This is a genomic window from Streptococcus halichoeri, assembly GCF_019774635.1.
Taxonomy (GTDB): Bacteria; Bacillota; Bacilli; order Lactobacillales; family Streptococcaceae; genus Streptococcus; species Streptococcus halichoeri.
Map to the genome: position 1 here is coordinate 997,269 of NZ_CP081502.1, position 16,549 is coordinate 1,013,817.

15 protein-coding genes and 2 pseudogenes are annotated in these 16,549 nt (G+C 40.5%); 14 read left to right on the forward strand and 3 right to left on the reverse strand.

Annotated elements, in window-relative coordinates; translation table 11 throughout:
* The first annotated feature begins 23 nt into the window (after positions 1-23).
* Positions 24-713: a 5'-methylthioadenosine/adenosylhomocysteine nucleosidase gene (locus K5J94_RS04835; protein ID WP_159545035.1), complete on the forward strand. Its 690-nt coding sequence runs from the start codon at positions 24-26 to the stop codon at positions 711-713.
* A 180-nt stretch (positions 714-893) separates the two neighbouring features.
* Here K5J94_RS04835 and K5J94_RS04840 read toward each other — a convergent pair whose 3' ends face one another.
* A complete protein-coding gene (locus K5J94_RS04840) occupies positions 894-1,574 on the reverse strand; it encodes a metal-dependent transcriptional regulator (RefSeq protein WP_159565097.1) in 681 nt (226 codons plus the stop codon).
* Positions 1,575-1,748: 174 nt separating this feature from the next.
* On the opposite strand from K5J94_RS04840, the gene K5J94_RS04845 reads away from it, so the two are divergent.
* The 3 genes from K5J94_RS04845 to K5J94_RS04855 are packed head-to-tail and all read left to right on the forward strand — an operon-like array spanning position 1,749 to position 4,256.
* Positions 1,749-2,645 (forward strand): metal ABC transporter substrate-binding lipoprotein, encoded by an 897-nt coding sequence (locus K5J94_RS04845; RefSeq protein ID WP_408022842.1) that lies wholly within the window; start codon positions 1,749-1,751, stop codon positions 2,643-2,645.
* Between the two features lie 57 nt (positions 2,646-2,702).
* Positions 2,703-3,428: a metal ABC transporter ATP-binding protein gene (locus tag K5J94_RS04850; protein ID WP_159545041.1), complete on the forward strand. Its 726-nt coding sequence runs from the start codon at positions 2,703-2,705 to the stop codon at positions 3,426-3,428.
* Positions 3,429-4,256 (forward strand): metal ABC transporter permease subunit, encoded by an 828-nt coding sequence (locus K5J94_RS04855; RefSeq protein WP_408022835.1) that lies wholly within the window; start codon positions 3,429-3,431, stop codon positions 4,254-4,256. It begins immediately after the preceding gene.
* Between the two features lie 565 nt (positions 4,257-4,821).
* On the opposite strand, the gene K5J94_RS04860 is transcribed toward K5J94_RS04855, so the two are convergent.
* Positions 4,822-5,628, reverse strand: a complete 807-nt coding sequence (locus K5J94_RS04860) for a peptidylprolyl isomerase (RefSeq protein ID WP_221913707.1) — start codon at positions 5,626-5,628, stop codon at positions 4,822-4,824.
* A 367-nt stretch (positions 5,629-5,995) separates the two neighbouring features.
* On the opposite strand from K5J94_RS04860, the pseudogene K5J94_RS09675 reads away from it, so the two are divergent.
* Together K5J94_RS09675 and K5J94_RS09680 are read left to right on the forward strand one after the other, a co-directional pair.
* A pseudogene (locus tag K5J94_RS09675) lies at positions 5,996-6,554 on the forward strand (cell division protein FtsK); the annotation flags it as partial.
* A 356-nt stretch (positions 6,555-6,910) separates the two neighbouring features.
* Positions 6,911-8,392, forward strand: a pseudogene (locus K5J94_RS09680) (DNA translocase FtsK); the annotation flags it as partial.
* A 149-nt stretch (positions 8,393-8,541) separates the two neighbouring features.
* Here the strand turns inward: K5J94_RS09680 and K5J94_RS04870 are convergent.
* A complete protein-coding gene (locus K5J94_RS04870; protein WP_159550324.1) occupies positions 8,542-8,892 on the reverse strand; it encodes a DUF3397 domain-containing protein in 351 nt (116 codons plus the stop codon).
* A 375-nt stretch (positions 8,893-9,267) separates the two neighbouring features.
* Between K5J94_RS04870 and rplK the strand changes: the two genes are divergently transcribed.
* The 8 genes from rplK (at position 9,268) to K5J94_RS04910 (ending at position 16,516) form a co-directional block, all read left to right on the forward strand.
* Positions 9,268-9,693 carry a 50S ribosomal protein L11 gene (gene rplK, locus K5J94_RS04875; RefSeq protein ID WP_159545049.1) on the forward strand — a complete coding sequence of 142 codons (426 nt, stop codon included), beginning with the start codon at positions 9,268-9,270 and terminating at the stop codon, positions 9,691-9,693.
* Between the two features lie 104 nt (positions 9,694-9,797).
* Positions 9,798-10,487: a 50S ribosomal protein L1 gene (rplA, locus tag K5J94_RS04880; protein WP_159545051.1), complete on the forward strand. Its 690-nt coding sequence runs from the start codon at positions 9,798-9,800 to the stop codon at positions 10,485-10,487.
* Between the two features lie 241 nt (positions 10,488-10,728).
* Entirely contained in the window at positions 10,729-11,463 is a 735-nt protein-coding gene (pyrH, locus tag K5J94_RS04885) for a UMP kinase (RefSeq protein ID WP_159545053.1), read from the forward strand.
* 24 nt (positions 11,464-11,487) lie between these two features.
* Entirely contained in the window at positions 11,488-12,045 is a 558-nt protein-coding gene (frr, locus tag K5J94_RS04890; RefSeq protein ID WP_159545055.1) for a ribosome recycling factor, read from the forward strand.
* A gap of 242 nt (positions 12,046-12,287) precedes the next feature.
* On the forward strand, positions 12,288-13,160 hold the full coding sequence (locus K5J94_RS04895) for a CvfB family protein (RefSeq protein ID WP_159565161.1): 873 nt from the start codon (positions 12,288-12,290) through the stop codon (positions 13,158-13,160).
* A 95-nt stretch (positions 13,161-13,255) separates the two neighbouring features.
* The gene (gene msrA / locus K5J94_RS04900; protein WP_159560796.1) at positions 13,256-13,765 is read left to right on the forward strand and encodes a peptide-methionine (S)-S-oxide reductase MsrA; all 510 of its coding nucleotides are present in this window, start codon (positions 13,256-13,258) and stop codon (positions 13,763-13,765) included.
* Positions 13,762-13,977, forward strand: coding sequence for a YozE family protein (locus K5J94_RS04905; protein WP_159545061.1), 216 nt, complete (start codon positions 13,762-13,764; stop codon positions 13,975-13,977). The genes msrA and K5J94_RS04905 overlap by 4 nt, the downstream gene beginning before the upstream one ends.
* Positions 13,978-14,743: 766 nt before the next feature.
* Positions 14,744-16,516 (forward strand): oleate hydratase, encoded by a 1,773-nt coding sequence (locus K5J94_RS04910; RefSeq protein ID WP_159582866.1) that lies wholly within the window; start codon positions 14,744-14,746, stop codon positions 16,514-16,516.
* The last annotated feature ends 33 nt before the right edge of the window (positions 16,517-16,549 follow it).

Here is a 16,549-nt window from a genome sequence, read left to right on the forward strand (position 1 = left end):
ACCAGAAAGGAAACCATCATCCGATGAAATTAGGGATTATTGCTGCTATGGAGCAAGAACTTAGCCTGCTTGTGGAAAAACTAGCAGATAAAAAAGAAACCACAATGCTTAATCATACTTATTATGAAGGCCGCTTGGCGCAGCACGAGGTTGTCTTAGTCATGTCTGGTGTTGGCAAGGTAATGTCAGCAATGACCGTTGCTATTCTTGTTGAGCATTTTCATGTTGATGCGGTGCTCAATACCGGATCTGCCGGAGCAGTTGCCTCAGGTTTAGCTGTTGGCGATGTTGTTGTAGCTGACCGCCTGGTCTATCATGATGTGGATTTGACTGCCTTTGGCTATGATTATGGGCAAATGTCCATGCAGCCTCTCTATTTTGAATGTGACCAGCAGCTGGTTGCTGCTTTTGTGCGAGCACTTGCAAGGACTAAACAACATAGTCAGGTCGGTTTGATTGCAACTGGGGATAGTTTCATCGCTGGGCAAGAAAAAATCGCTGCCATCAAGGCACACTTTCCCCAAGTATTGGCCGTTGAGATGGAAGGCGCAGCGATTGCACAAGCCGCGCAGGCTTGTGGTAAACCTTTTATCGTTGTTCGAGCAATGAGTGATACGGCTGCCCATGATGCCAATCTTACTTTTGATCAATTTATAGCGCAAGCAGGTCAGCAATCCGCCCAGACCGTTTTGGCGTTTTTAAAAGCTTTATAAAAAGAGTGGACGGTTAGCCATTGTCTTTGGGCTTATTGTCCACTCTTTTTTAAGGTTATCTGCTAAAGTTACAGTGTTTGCTTCTTATCTTAGTTGGGTTGGTATTTTTGCTCTTGCTGACCGCTTTTAGGGTCAAAAGCAGTTGGTTTTAGGGAGATATACCTCTAAACCAGCCATTTTTTACAGGCTGGCCACCTGTGACCGTGACTCTTTGTTTTGATAGCTAACATAGAGTTGATTAGCAATATTTTCAGGCAAAACCAGTTCATGATTGGCGTAAGTAATGGTATATGTTTTGGCAAAATGATCAATCTGTTTCAGTGTAAAGTGGGTGTTTAAGGTTAAATGGTGACTTTGCAGGTATTTAATGAGATCATATTGATCATGAACACGGCTTAATACAAACTCACCCGGTTCAGAAATTTGTGATAACATCAGCTTGTTTTCTTCAACTAAGGTTTGTCCATTTCTTGGGATAGTACCTCCATGGGGACAAAATTTGGGAAAGCCCAAAAGCTTATCTAAGCGGTTAATAAAGGTTTCAGAAACAGTGTGTTCTAAAACTTCGGCTTCGTCATGAACCTCTTCAGCAGTATAACCAAGTTGATTGATTAAAAAAACCTCAATCAGGCGATGCTTACGGTAAAGATCAGAAACGACCTGCAGGCCATTTTCTCGCAATTTATAGCCATAGCTCTTATCTTTAGTAATCCATTCTTGGGCAATCATTTTTTTAATCATTTCTGAAACTGCCGGAGCAGAGACATGCATGTGCCCTGCAATCATTTTATTAGAAATTTTGGGGTGCTGCTCCCCAAGCTCATAAATGCATTTTAAATAGTCTTCTTTATTAGGCGTCATGGGTCATGCCTTTCTCTTATTTATAATGATTATTATATCAAAAAATTCTAAAAAAATCTTGACAAAGAGCTTATGGTTAGTTATCCTAATATTATAATTAACTATACTTAATTAAATAAATAAATAATATTAAGGAGAAAAGTAGTGAAGAAAGTAGCCTCCCTTGTACTCGCTATTTTGTCAGTCACCCTATTAACGGCTTGTTCAGGTCAAAAAAAAGCTGCGCAAAATGACAAATTAAACGTGGTCGTCACAAATTCTATTATTGCTGATATGACCAAGCAAATTGCGGGTGATAAAATTAACTTACACAGTATCGTCCCTGTGGGACAAGATCCACATGAGTATGAACCTCTTCCAGAAGATGTTGAAAAAACCAGCTCTGCTGATTTGATTTTCTACAATGGGATTAATTTAGAAGATGGTGGCCAAGCCTGGTTTACCAAGTTAGTAAAAAATGCTAAGAAAACCAAAAATAAAGACTACTTCCCTGTTAGCAAAGGCATTGAAGTGATCTACCTTGAAGGCCAAAGCGAAAAAGGCAAAGAAGACCCTCATGCTTGGTTAAATCTTGAAAACGGAATAATCTATTCTAAAAATATTGCCAAACAGTTAATTGCTAAAGATCCCAAAAATAAAGCAACCTACGAAAAAAATCGTGATGCTTATGTAGCCAAACTTGAAACACTAGATAAGGAAGCCAAAACTAAATTTAAGGCTATTCCAGATAACAAAAAACTCATTGTTACAAGTGAAGGATGCTTCAAGTATTTCTCAAAAGCTTACGGTGTGCCGTCAGCATATATCTGGGAAATTAACACAGAAGAAGAAGGAACTCCTGATCAAATTTCTAGCCTTGTGACCAAGCTAAAAAATCGTAAACCATCAGCCTTGTTTGTAGAATCAAGTGTTGACAAGCGACCAATGAAAACTGTCTCAAAAGATAGCGGTATTCCAATATATGCGGAAATTTTCACAGATTCTATCGCTAAAAAAGGTGAAAAAGGTGATAGTTACTATGCTATGATGAAATGGAACCTTGATAAAATTTCTGAAGGACTTGCAAAATAAATAATGGAAGCACAATAACTCAATTGAGGGCTTGTGCTTTGTTTTTTAGGAGGGAAAATGCTAGAAAGTATTAACTTGACCGTTTCGTATGATGGGAGAGAAGCAGCCTTAAATGATGTTTCTTTCACCATTGACCAACCAGGCATTATTGGAATTATTGGTCCAAATGGCGCTGGGAAATCAACCTTAATGAAAGCTTTGCTAAATCTACTGGCTTACACTGGCGAAGTGAAGATAGATGGCGAATTGCGCACTAAACCCCAATCTGACTTGGCTTATGTGGAGCAACGTAGTCAGATTGATTTAAATTTTCCAATTACCGTAAAAGAATGTGTAGCCTTAGGAACCTTTGCCCGGTTGGGCTTAATGCGTCCCTTAGGGCATAAGATGGATAAAGAAGTTGCCTATTATTTGAAACAAGTCGGTCTTGAAAACTATGCCGAACGCCCCATCAAATCCTTGTCTGGCGGCCAATTTCAAAGAATGCTTCTTGCGCGTTGTTTGATTCAACAGACAAACTATCTGTTCTTAGATGAACCTTTTGTGGGGATTGATTCCTTAAGTGAGACGATTATAATGGATTGCTTGCGGCAATTAAAGAGTGAAGGTAAAACGATTGTAATCGTTCATCACGATCTTAGCAAAGTCGAGGCCTATTTTGATCAATTAATTGTCTTAAATAAACGTTTAATAGCCCAAGGAACAGTTGCAGATGTTTTCACACGTGATGTCTTAAATAAAGCCTATGGTAATGACCTGATTGTTCAGAAAAGGGGAAGATAAATGATATTTGGAAAGTTTTTTGAAGGACTGATGACCTATCATTTTTTACAGAATGCCTTAGTGACAGCTATTGTCATCGGTATTGTCTCTGGTGTTGTCGGTTGTTTTATTATCCTGCGTTCGATGTCTTTAATGGGGGATGCTATCTCACACGCGGTTCTACCTGGTGTCGCTGTTTCTTTTATCTTGGGGATAAACTTTTTTATCGGTGCCATTATCTTTGGGATTTTAGCTTCGGTGATGATTACCTATATTCGAGAAAATAGTGTCATCAAAGGAGATACCGCTATTGGTATCACCTTTAGCTCCTTTTTAGCCTTAGGGGTCATATTGATTGGTGTGGCCAATAGTTCGACAGACCTCTTTCATATCCTCTTTGGGAATATTTTAGCTGTTCAAGATAGTGATAAGTGGATTACCATCATTGTTTCCATTATTGTCATTGCTTTGGTGGTTCTCTTTTTCAAGGAACTGTTGTTGACCTCTTTTGATCCGATTTTGGCGACTTCAATGGGTATCAATGTTCGCTTTTTCCACTATCTCTTGATGATTTTGCTGACTTTGGTAGCAGTTACTGCGATGCAAAGTGTTGGAACGATTCTGATTGTTGCCATGTTAATTACGCCAGCTGCGACCGCTTATTTATTTGTCAATAGCTTAAAAACCATGGTGTTGCTTTCTGCATGTCTAGGTGCTCTGACTTCAGTGCTGGGACTCTATATTGGCTATACCTTTAATATTGCTGCCGGCTCAAGCATTGTCTTGACAGCTGCTTTGATCTTTTTAATTTGCTTCTTCATATCACCTAAAAAGACCAAGCGTGTGTGACAATAAGGCTTGCATTTGGCACTGTTTCTAGCCTGCTTACTGTGAATAGGAATGAAAAGAAAGTCTGCTGGAGCTATAGAAGTTTAGCACAGCTCTAAAAAGCAGTCAACTAGACTTATTTTGCTTTTGCGGACTTAAAACCTGCTTAGAGTTGTTGGGTCTTAGCTTAGTTTGAGTACTTTGCCATTAAAGCAGGAGCCAACAAGAATAACAGTTGCTACCAAAAGTAACAATGCCTGCGGTAGTTAAACAACTCTTTGCTTTAAAAAGTCGTTAAAGTAGAAAAAAATCAAGGCCTGATGGGAAAAGCTTCTCTCATCAGGCCTTGATGGTTTGGCGAGTGGTTATTTCTACATGTCGCTTTTTAACTGGTCGACAGCCAAATACTTGCTATCTTGATTAGGTTTTCGCCATATCCGAAACGAGCACAAGTTAAGGCTTTGTTGAGCCTCCCCTAGCTAGTGCCTTTCTGCCGACTTAATGCTGTATGAGGTGGCGGCGAGCGAGAGGGCCAAGTTAGGCTGTGCAAGATAGGGGCTGTCAGTTCATCTTCAGCTCAGTGGTACTAGTTTTTAAATTGGTAATCTTTGATAATATCAATGCTTGTAATGGTAATCTTATTTTTGGGTTTATCATTTTTATCAACGGGGCTAGTGGCGATTTTGTCGACCACATCCATACCCTCAATGACTTGACCAAAAACGGTATAGCCACCATCAAGGCTAGGATTTCCGCCACTTTGATAAGCTTTAATAATGGGTTTAGGGTAGTTCTTAGCGGCTAATTCCTTACTTTGGTCCTTTTTATTTTGATTGATATAGAATTGGCTACCATTGGTATCTGCCCCAGCATTGGCCATGGCTAGTGCGCCACGGAGATTATACAAGAATGGGGAGATTTCATTGGCAAAGCCGCGCCCAGAATCAATTGCTTCTTTCTTATCTTTCCAGATGGATTCACCACCTGTCCCATCTCCATTTGGGTCACCTGATTGAATCATGAAATCAGCAATCACACGATGAAAAGTCAGTCCATTGTAATAGCCCTCTTTGGCATGGGTTAAAAAGTTTTCCACTGCAAGTGGTGCTTGTTTAGGAAAAAGCTTGAGTGTCATATCACCTTGGCTAGTTTTCAATATAACTTTTGCTTCATCTTTATCAACAGTTGTATTGAGCTGTGGGAAAGCACTTTGGTCTGCTTTTAATGCCTTTTTAATTTCTTTTTCGTATTGGCTGCTCGCCTTATCGCTTGATGCTTTCGTGATTTTATCATCAACATATTTATCACCTTTAATGGCACGATTAAGTGACTCACAACCAAATAAGCCCGTTAAACTAACTAAAACAAGAGTAAGGGAAATAATTTTTTTCATGTCTGCTCCTAATCATAATAGATGGTCTAATCAAGTCAGTTTAATAATAATCTAAAGTTCGCAAAATGGCAAGAATTAACTAATCAGCCCCAATGCCATTTCTTAAAAAGCTTGAACTTAAGAGCAGTTCACCTGTCATTCTTTCTAGGACAGAGGTCTTCATCTGACCTGGTTCAGGCTTAGATAATTTGCACTTGCTAATAAGCTGTCGCTAGGACACTGAATGCTTAAGCCGTTGTTCTTAGTGTGATGCCCACAATCAAAGAAATGTCGGCCTTTCTCAGAATAGCTCTCTGCGCAGCGATTTTCCTTGTGCTAACGAAGGTCGCCTATAGTCAGATGGCTGAAAAAAAGGTATAATAAGCTTATGGCAAAACGAAATCAACGACAAAAAGGTGCGCGGAAAAAGCGCCTAACAAAAGCAGAAATAGACAAGCAAAAAGCGATCCGCCGAATGATTAGTTCGCTCTTTTTGGCTCTTCTTTTGGTGATTGGGGCGGTGCGATTGGGCGTTTTTGGGATTACCACCTATAATATCATTCGCTTTGTGGTAGGTAGCTTGGCCTACCTCTTTATTATTGCGGTCTTGATTTATCTCTTTTTCTTTAAATCGCTGCGCAAAAAAGAAGGCTTGATTGCTGGCTTTATCACACTTTTTATTGGGCTGTTGATTGAATACCACGCTTATTTATTTGCTAAGCCCCTAAACCACGATCAAGAGGTTCTTAGCCGGACAATCCAATTATTGACTAGAGATTTGTTCCATGTCAAGGTTCAGTCTTTTGTTGGTGGTGGGATGCTGGGTGCTGTGCTCTATAAGCCCATTGCCTTTCTCTTTTCCAATATTGGTTCCTTTTTCATTGGTGGTTTACTGATTCTACTCGGTATTTTTTTAATCAGCTCTTGGGATGTTTATGATGTCTTTGACATGTTTAGACGACTCTATTATGGCTTACAGACTGCCTATCAGCAATTGCTTGCGCGGCGTAAGCTCCGTCAGCAAGCAAAAAAAGAGCTAGCGCAGACGAAAAAGCAAAAGCAAGCAGCACTAGCTAAGGAACAAGCTCTGACCCAGGAAACTTGGGACGGCAGAGTAAATCCGGAAACAGGCGAGATTTTAGACGGAGCTTTGGAGCAAGAAGAGCTACATCTACCACTTGATGAGCCAGAGATAATCGGCTATGACCCTGTGGCATTTCCAAAAGACCAAGCCGTAGATATAGAAGAACTCGAAGTACCGGCAGATTCTGTACCAGCGCCAAGTTCAGAATTAAAAGCTGGGGATGATAATGAACCAGTCGAGGTTGACTTTACACCCAAAACCAATCTTTTATACCATTTGCCAACCATTGATTTGTTTGCTCCAGATAAGCCGAAAAATCAATCCAAGGAAAAACATTTGGTTCGAAAAAATATCCAGATCTTAGAAGATACCTTTCACAGTTTTGGCATTGATGTCAAGGTCGAACGCGCGGAGATTGGCCCTTCTGTCACTAAATATGAAATCAAACCAGCAGTTGGTGTCCGTGTTAATCGTATATCAAATCTGGCTGATGATTTGGCTTTAGCCCTTGCTGCTAAGGATGTCCGGATTGAAGCCCCCATCCCTGGCAAATCTTTGGTGGGCATTGAGGTGCCAAATTCAGAAATAGCAACAGTGTCTTTCCGTGAGCTTTGGGAACAATCAGCTGCTGATCCCAATAATTTACTCGAAGTGCCTTTAGGAAAGGCAGTCAATGGCAGCGCTAGAAGCTTTAATTTGGCGAGAATGCCACATTTACTGGTAGCTGGCTCTACTGGTTCTGGAAAATCCGTGGCAGTTAATGGGATTATCTCGAGTATTTTAATGAAAGCACGTCCTGATCAGGTTAAATTTATGATGATTGATCCTAAGATGGTTGAGCTATCTGTCTACAACGATATTCCCCATCTGCTGATTCCCGTTGTTACCAATCCGCGTAAGGCAGCCAAAGCTTTGCAAAAGGTAGTAGATGAAATGGAGAATCGCTATGAGCGCTTTAGCAAGATTGGCGTGCGTAACATAGCTGGTTACAATGCCAAAGTTGAAGAGTTCAATAAACAAAGTGAGGAAAAAGAAATTCCACTTCCTCTAATAGTCGTGATTGTTGATGAATTAGCAGATCTGATGATGGTTGCCAGCAAAGAAGTAGAAGATGCGATTATTCGTCTTGGACAAAAAGCTCGCGCAGCTGGCATTCATATGATTTTGGCTACTCAACGTCCTTCTGTGGATGTCATCAGCGGTTTAATCAAGGCAAATGTGCCTTCACGCATTGCATTTGCAGTCTCATCGGGTACTGATAGTCGAACCATTCTGGATGAAAACGGGGCTGAGAAACTGTTAGGACGTGGTGATATGTTATTTAAACCAATTGATGAAAATCACCCCGTGCGCTTACAAGGTTCTTATATCTCTGATGATGATGTTGAAGGCATTGTGCAGTTCATTAAAAACCAGTCCGAGGCTGATTATGATACGAGTTTTGATCCAGGTGAGATTTCAGAAACAGATAGCCCAGGAGAAAGTGCCGGGCAAAGCGAGGGGGACCCGCTTTTTGCAGAAGCGAAGTCCTTGGTCCTAGAAACACAAAAAGCATCAGCGTCCATGTTGCAACGTCGTTTGTCTGTTGGTTTTAATCGGGCCACTCGTTTGATGGAAGAATTAGAAGAAGCGGGTGTCATCGGCCCTGCCGAAGGGACCAAGCCCCGTAAAGTCTTACAGACACAGGACATGTCTAACTAAACTTGTTTTAGGCAGCAGTGAGGCTTTTGAAAAAAGCAAAGCAGTCAGCTGAGCTAAAACGAGCTTTCGCCAAAGTGATGGTAAATAAAAAATAGGAGTTTGTTTAGACCTTTTCGCCTAAACAAACTCCTATTATTTTTAAGAGTTCTTTATATCGTAAAAATAAATACCACTAATACAACATAAAATAAAAAAGTGATAAAAAAACCAAGTCGCCAAAATAACTTAAAAAAGCGGGCATAGGTAAAGGACTCGCTGCGCACAATTAGCAACAGGGCAATGACTAATGCTAACAAGGACATGATAATCGTATAGTAAGGCAGCAAAGGGTGAATAGAGAATTTTTCGGCTATAAGGAGCATTTCCACCACAAAAAGGGGAAGTGCTAAATCAGGAAATTTCAGTCCTTTTTTGTCCAATCTAAAAAAGGACACGATGACAGCGGCAAAGATGGGCGTTAAAAAGATAAAAGCAGCAGCAATTAATTTGTATATTGTCATAAGACTATTTTATACTCAAATAGCCAACTTGTAAACTATGACTAATGCTGCCAGGTGTTAAATAGCATAGCAAGCGCAAAGAAAAAACGCTTCTTACAAAGGTAACTGCTAGCATCAAAAATAAGTAAAGACAGCTTATTATAGCTAAGAACTTAGAAGCTTGCCATTAGTTAGCTGCTTTTTATCTGCAAATGGCTATAAGCTGATGCTAAAGGTAAGTACAGCTGCGCAAAAAAAAGCAATTATTTCCTTTTTTGGAAAAGCACTTGCTATCTTTTCTAAAATAAGATAGAATGATAAAGTATGCTGTTAGGCATATCTGTGGGAGGTAAAAATCTTAATTACCGCCAAAACCACAACAGGAGGATTTTTAAAATGGCTAAAAAAGTCGAAAAACTTGTAAAACTTCAAATCCCTGCTGGTAAAGCGACACCAGCTCCACCAGTTGGACCAGCTCTTGGTCAAGCAGGTATCAACATTATGGGATTCACTAAAGAGTTTAACGCTCGTACAGCGGATCAAGCTGGAATGATCATCCCAGTTGTTATCTCAGTATATGAAGACAAATCATTTGATTTCATCACTAAAACACCACCAGCTGCTGTTCTTTTGAAAAAAGCTGCCGGTGTTGAAAAGGGCTCAGGAACACCTAACAAAACTAAAGTAGCAACAGTTACTCGTGCACAAGTACAAGAAATTGCTGAAACTAAAATGCCAGATTTAAACGCTGCAAACCTTGAGTCTGCAATGCGTATGATTGAAGGTACTGCTCGTTCTATGGGATTCACTGTTACTGATTAATCAGCAACGCCCAGATAACCCGCAAGACTTCATCGTGATTTGATGAGTGACGTGGGAGATTTTAAAGCAAATCGATATGACCACATTACAAGGAGAATTTTAAAATGGCTAAAAAAAGCAAACAAATGCGTGCAGCACTTGAAAAAGTTGATAGCACAAAAGCGTACAGTGTCGAAGAGGCTGTAGCATTAATTAAAGAAACTAACTTTGCAAAATTTGATGCATCTGTAGAAGTTGCTTACAAATTAAACATTGACGTTCGTAAAGCAGACCAACAAATCCGTGGCGCAATGGTCTTGCCAAACGGAACTGGTAAAACCCAACGTGTACTTGTTTTTGCACGTGGTGCCAAAGCTGAAGAAGCCAAAGCTGCTGGTGCAGACTTTGTTGGTGAAGATGACCTTGTTGCAAAGATCAATGGCGGATGGCTTGATTTTGATGTTGTTATCGCAACACCAGATATGATGGCGATTGTCGGTCGTCTTGGACGTGTCCTTGGCCCTCGTAACTTGATGCCAAACCCTAAAACTGGCACAGTAACAATGGATGTTGCTAAAGCAGTTGAAGAGTCTAAAGGCGGCAAAATCACTTACCGTGCTGACAAGGCTGGTAACGTACAAGCTATCATTGGTAAAGTATCCTTTGATACTGATAAGCTAGTTGAAAACTTTAAGGCTTTCCATGATGTGATGGTAAAAGCTAAACCATCAACAGCAAAAGGTACTTACATGACAAACATCTCACTTACTTCAACCCAAGGTGTGGGTATCAAAGTGGATGCCAATTCATTTTAAGCTAACTTAAGAGTTAGCTAGCTTGACTAAAAGACTGGAGAAAGAATGCTATTGCATGCCTTTTTCTAGTTTTTTTGTTTACAAAAAAAGCAAGCTCAGCTGTTATAGACTTGCTGCTGGCTGACAGTGGCTGACCTTTACTTATAAGTAAAAAGTTTTCTTGCCTTTGGGGTACGATTCGTCTATCAAAAATGACTGTTTTATGGTATGATAGTAGGGATAAAACAAGGAGAATTTCGTAGTGGAACCCAAATATAATCGTATTTTAATCAAATTATCAGGTGAGGCTTTGGCAGGTTCTAAGGGTGTTGGGATTGATATTTCAACTGTTCAAGCAATAGCTAAAGAAATCGCTGAAGTCCAGGCCTCGGGTGTTGAAATTGCTTTAGTTATCGGTGGTGGTAACCTTTGGCGTGGCGAACCCGCAGCAGAAGCTGGCATGGATCGGGTACAAGCTGACTATACCGGGATGTTAGGCACTGTTATGAATGCTTTGGTTATGGCTGATAGCTTGCAACATTATGGGGTGGATACACGCGTACAAACAGCTATTCCAATGCAAAATGTTGCAGAACCATATATCCGTGGCCGGGCTCTTCGTCATCTTGAAAAAGGCCGTATTGTTATTTTTGGTGCGGGAATTGGCTCCCCCTACTTCTCCACTGACACAACCGCTGCTTTGCGTGCTGCGGAAATTGAAGCAGATGCGATTTTAATGGCTAAAAATGGGGTGGATGGTGTCTATAATACTGATCCGCGCAAAGATGCTAATGCAGTTAAGTTTGACGAGTTAACACACGGTGAGGTGATTAAACGTGGTTTGAAGATTATGGATGCAACAGCTTCAACCCTTTCGATGGACAATGATATTGACTTGGTTGTGTTTAACATGAACGAAGCTGGCAATATTAAACGTGTTGTTTTTGGTGAACATATCGGAACAACGGTATCTAACAAACTTGACCAAGACCAGTAGAATAAGAAAGAGAGATATTTTATAATGACTAATGCAATTATCACTAAAGCAAAGGAACGCTTCGAACAATCACATCAAGCTTTATCACGAGAATATGCTAGTATTCGTGCCGGTCGGGCCAATGCCAGCTTGTTAGATCGGATTCAAGTCGACTACTATGGCGCACCAACTCCTTTAAACCAGTTGGCCTCCATTACAGTGCCAGAAGCGCGTGTACTGATGATTTCTCCCTTTGATAAGTCATCGATTAAGGATATTGAGCGGGCAATCTACGAATCGGACCTTGGCATTACCCCGGCCAATGATGGTACCGTTGTTCGCTTGGTTATTCCAGCCTTAACAGAAGAAACCCGCAAAGAACTGGCTAAAGATGTCAAAAAAGTTGGTGAAAATGCTAAAATTGCTATTCGTAATATTCGCCGTGATGCGATGGACGAAGCTAAAAAGCAAGAAAAAGATAAAGAAATTACTGAAGATGAGTTAAAAGCATTGGAAAAGGATATTCAAGCTGCAACAGATGAGGCTATTAAGCACATTGATACAATGACTGCAAACAAAGAAAACGAATTGCTAGAAGTGTAGCAGTCATTAGGCGGCGTTTGCTGAGGTTTGATTCGAACACCTATATTAGGATCACATGCAGCACTCATTAATGACACAAAAAGGTAGACAACAAGCCAAACTAGCTGTGTTTGCAAGGTTGTTTACCTTGTTTTTGTAAAAGGAGACATTCTATATAAAAAGTGAAGAGAACAAATCTAAAAAATAATGAAAGAAAGGGTTTATACTGGCGAGAGCTACCCGCTAATATAAATATAAGAGATATGAATAGTATACTTGCAACCACCATTACGGCAATGGTTACCGATGAAAACACAAAAGATTATTTTGTCCAAAAAGAAGGTTTAACCTTTACTTTAGATAAAGTCGAAGGAGAGCATGCCTTGGGTGAGATGGTCCAAGGCTTTGTTTACACGGACATGAAGCAAAAATTACGGATGACCACTAAGCCAATCCAGTCAAGGCAAGATAGTTATGGGTGGGGCACGGTTACTGATGTGCGTAAGGATTTAGGGGTCTTTGTTGACACGGGTATTCCGCAGAAGCAGATAGTGGTTTCGCTGGATATTTTACCAGAATTGAAAGAATTGTGGCCTAAAAAGGGTGATCGATTGTACATTCGGCTGGAGGTGGACCACAAAGATCGCATCTGGGGCATCCCGGCGACACCAGACGTTTTTCAAAAAATGGCGGGGCCAGCCTACGATAATATGCAAAATCAGGAGTGGCCAGCGATTGTCTATCGTTTGAAATTATCAGGGACTTTTGTTTACTTGCCTGAAAATAATATGCTTGGTTTTATTCATCCTAGTGAGCGTTATCAAGAGCCACGCTTAGGCCAAGTCTTGAAGGCTCGGGTCATTGGTTTTCGTGCAGTTGATCGCTCCTTGAATCTGTCCATCAAACCACGCGCATTTGAAATGCTGGAAAATGATGCCCAGATGATTGTGACTTATTTGGAAACAAACGGCGGCTTTATGACCTTAAATGATAAGTCTTCCCCTGCTGAAATCAAAGCCACCTTTGGTATTTCTAAAGGACAATTCAAAAAAGCTCTGGGTGGTTTAATGAAAGCTAAGAAAATCAAACAAGATCAATTTGGCACCACCTTACTCAAGACGGCTGATGCAAAATAGCAGAAAAGGAAGCGGCAGATGCAAGGTATAAAAACAGACAAGTCATTAGTTTTTTGCTACAATGATGTCATTAAAAAAAGAGTGAGGACAAAAATATGGAACGTGCAATTTTTGCTGGTGGTTGCTTCTGGTGTATGGTGCAACCTTTTGAAGAACAAGAAGGAATTGAATCAGTCTTGTCAGGCTATACGGGTGGACATGTAGCAAACCCAACCTATGAGCAAGTTTGCAGTAACACAACTGGACATACAGAAGCTGTTGAGATTATTTTTGACCCGCAAAAGATTTCTTATGCTGATTTGGTTGAACTTTACTGGGCTCAGACTGATCCAACGGATGCCTTTGGTCAATTTCAAGATCGCGGGGAGAATTATCGCCCGGTTATCTACTACACAAGTGAGCAGCAACGGCAGATTGCTGAGGCCTCTAAGGCGGCTCTTCAGGCGTCGGGCCGTTTTTCTCAACCGATTGTGACCACTATCGAACCGGCTCAGACCTTTTATCCCGCAGAAGACTACCATCAGGCCTTTTATCGGACAAATCCAGTCCGCTATGCGATGAGTAGCAAAATTCGCCATGATTTTTTGAAGGAGCATTGGCAGTGAGAAAGTCTTTTTATACGTGGCTGATGACCCAACGTAACCCAAAATCGGATGCCCCAGTTGCTATTTTGGCCGACTTAGTTTTTGCAGATAGTACATTTCCAAAGCATACCAATAACTTTGATGACATTAGCCGATATTTAGAGGATCAGGCCTCTTTCTCCTTTAATCTAGGTCAGTTTGACCAAATTTGGGAAGATTATTTGGCCCATTGAGTTGTGCTAACAAAAAGTGAGTTCATTAAGAGCTCAGGCCAGTTGTTCCTACAACCCAGTCCGTGATATTGCCTTAGTTCCCTAGCAATGATGACAGGTCTTTACTGGCTGGTAGAATAAAAAAATAAGCATGCCCAAGTGGTTTAAACCAAGCAAAAACTGTGATTAAGAGAAAATCCATTGGAGTCTTTTCTTCTTTCTGGTGCTAAGAGCAAGCACTGTTACAAAAAAGAGTCACTCCATCTAAGGAACGCCCGTGAGGGTGCTCAGATTGAAGAAAAAATCCCTTTTGGATAATTTTCTTCAATTTTTTTCTGTGATGCTAATTAAAAACGCTCAGAAACATTGACATATTAAGCTTTCGAAGAGCTTAACAATTTATCATTTCACCTAGGCTAAGTCAAATGATGACATGCTATAGGAATTTGTCTACGTTCTAAGCGCCCGCGGGTGCTTTTTGCTTTTACAGGTAATGACCTAAGAAAAAAAGGCCAAAGAGGATTGAGACGTTGGTGTTGGTTGGAAAGAAAGGACCCTTAAGAAGCCCCAATTAAAAGCATGCTAACAAGAACGGGCTTGATATGTATCTCTTTTACTGGACTAATTCAGTGAAAGGGGTACATATCAGCTTATCCTTTTTAGACACCCTTTTTTGAACTGTCTAAAAACGCTTCTCCTGTAAGTTTTTTAGTAGCCTTTGCCTATTAGAAGCGGTAAAATGTAAGCAACAAGAGAAGAATACGTTCTCAAAGGAGGAGGTCTTATTATGCGTTACACTAGCGGAAATTATGAAGCCTTTGTTTCAACCCGTAAACCCAAAGGTGTTGATGACAAATCAGCCTATATTGTGGGATCAGGTCTTGCTGGCTTGGCAGCTGCCGTTTTTCTCATTCGTGATGGCCATATGGATGGTGAACGCATTCATATTTTTGAAGAATTACCCTTATCAGGAGGTTCCCTTGATGGGATAAATAAACCAGGAATTGGTTTTGTCACACGGGGTGGCCGTGAAATGGAAAATCATTTTGAATGTATGTGGGACATGTATCGTTCGATTCCATCGCTTGAAGTACCAGGGGCATCTTATTTGGATGAGTTTTATTGGCTAGATAAAGACGATCCTAACTCTTCTAACTGCCGCTTAATTCATCAACAAGGGAATCGCTTGGATAGTGATGGCGATTTTACATTAGAAAGCCATTCTAAAGAATTGATTAAACTCATTTTGGCAACTGAGGAGTCATTAGGGGATAAAACGATTGAGGATGTCTTTTCAAAAGCGTTCTTTGACAGTAATTTCTGGACGTATTGGGCAACGATGTTTGCTTTTGAAAAATGGCATTCAGCAGTAGAAATGCGTCGCTATGCAATGCGTTTTATCCATCACATTGGTGGACTGCCTGACTTCACTGCTCTCAAATTCAATAAATATAATCAGTATGATTCAATGGTCAAGCCTATTATAAGCTATTTGGAATCCCATCATGTGCAGTTTCAATTTGATGCAAAGGTGACAAATATTGATGTGGCTGTCAGCCAAACTAAAAAAGTAGCAAAGGCTATTCATTTAACGACCGGTGGACAAGCTGAAACAATTCCTTTAACTGAAAATGATTTGGTTTTTGTGACGAATGGTTCCATTACAGAAAGTACCACTTATGGCAGTCATGATACCATTGCTAAACCTAATACACAACTAGGCGGTTCTTGGAATCTTTGGGAAAATCTTGCTGCCCAATCAGATGATTTTGGTCAACCGAAAGTTTTCTATAAAGATTTACCAAAAGAATCTTGGTTTGTCTCTGCCACAGCTACCATTAAAGATCCTGCGATTGAGCCTTATATTGAACGGCTTACCCATCGTGATTTGCACGATGGAAAAGTCAATACCGGAGGGATTGTTACAGTCACTGACTCTAACTGGATGATGAGCTTTGCGATTCATCGCCAACCACACTTTAAAGAACAAGCAGAAAATGAAACGGTTGTCTGGATTTATGGTTTGTATTCTAATGTTGACGGCAATTTTGTGAAAAAACCGATTGAAGCATGTACAGGTCGCGAGATTACTGAAGAATGGCTGTATCATTTAGGTGTACCCGAAGCTAAAATAAAAACCTTAGCAGGTCAAGATTATGTTAATACTGTTCCTGTTTACATGCCATATATTACGAGCTACTTTATGCCTCGGGTTAAAGGAGATCGTCCTGATGTGATTCCGCAAGGTTCAATCAATCTTGCCTTTATCGGCAATTTTGCTGAGTCCCCTTCACGTGATACTGTCTTTACGACAGAATACTCTATCCGTACAGCAATGGAAGCCGTTTACATGTTCTTAGAGGTTGAACGTGGGGTACCTGAAGTCTTTAATTCGGTTTATGATATTCGTGAATTGCTTAAAGCCCTTTATTACCTTAACGATAAAAAACCAATTGAAGATATGGATATTCCTATCCCAGCTCTCATGCGTAAAGTCGGCATGAACAAGATTAAAGGCACCTATGTTGAAGAGCTGCTTAAAGAAGCTCACTTGATTTAAGCTATTTAGCACCAAGCTGAGCGATTATTGGTT

What these genes read in the sequence shown, in the direction of transcription:
- K5J94_RS04835 (WP_159545035.1), top strand. Translation starts at nt 24, where the DNA reads ATGAAATTAGGGATTATTGCTGCTATGGAGCAAGAACTTAGCCTGCTT.
- K5J94_RS04840 (WP_159565097.1), bottom strand. Translation starts at nt 1,574, where the DNA reads ATGACGCCTAATAAAGAAGACTATTTAAAATGCATTTATGAGCTTGGG.
- K5J94_RS04850 (WP_159545041.1), top strand. Translation starts at nt 2,703, where the DNA reads ATGCTAGAAAGTATTAACTTGACCGTTTCGTATGATGGGAGAGAAGCA.
- K5J94_RS04855 (WP_408022835.1), top strand. Translation starts at nt 3,429, where the DNA reads ATGATATTTGGAAAGTTTTTTGAAGGACTGATGACCTATCATTTTTTA.
- K5J94_RS04860 (WP_221913707.1), bottom strand. Translation starts at nt 5,628, where the DNA reads ATGAAAAAAATTATTTCCCTTACTCTTGTTTTAGTTAGTTTAACGGGC.
- K5J94_RS04870 (WP_159550324.1), bottom strand. Translation starts at nt 8,892, where the DNA reads ATGACAATATACAAATTAATTGCTGCTGCTTTTATCTTTTTAACGCCC.
- rplK (WP_159545049.1), top strand. Translation starts at nt 9,268, where the DNA reads ATGGCTAAAAAAGTCGAAAAACTTGTAAAACTTCAAATCCCTGCTGGT.
- rplA (WP_159545051.1), top strand. Translation starts at nt 9,798, where the DNA reads ATGGCTAAAAAAAGCAAACAAATGCGTGCAGCACTTGAAAAAGTTGAT.
- frr (WP_159545055.1), top strand. Translation starts at nt 11,488, where the DNA reads ATGACTAATGCAATTATCACTAAAGCAAAGGAACGCTTCGAACAATCA.
- K5J94_RS04895 (WP_159565161.1), top strand. Translation starts at nt 12,288, where the DNA reads ATGAATAGTATACTTGCAACCACCATTACGGCAATGGTTACCGATGAA.
- msrA (WP_159560796.1), top strand. Translation starts at nt 13,256, where the DNA reads ATGGAACGTGCAATTTTTGCTGGTGGTTGCTTCTGGTGTATGGTGCAA.
- K5J94_RS04910 (WP_159582866.1), top strand. Translation starts at nt 14,744, where the DNA reads ATGCGTTACACTAGCGGAAATTATGAAGCCTTTGTTTCAACCCGTAAA.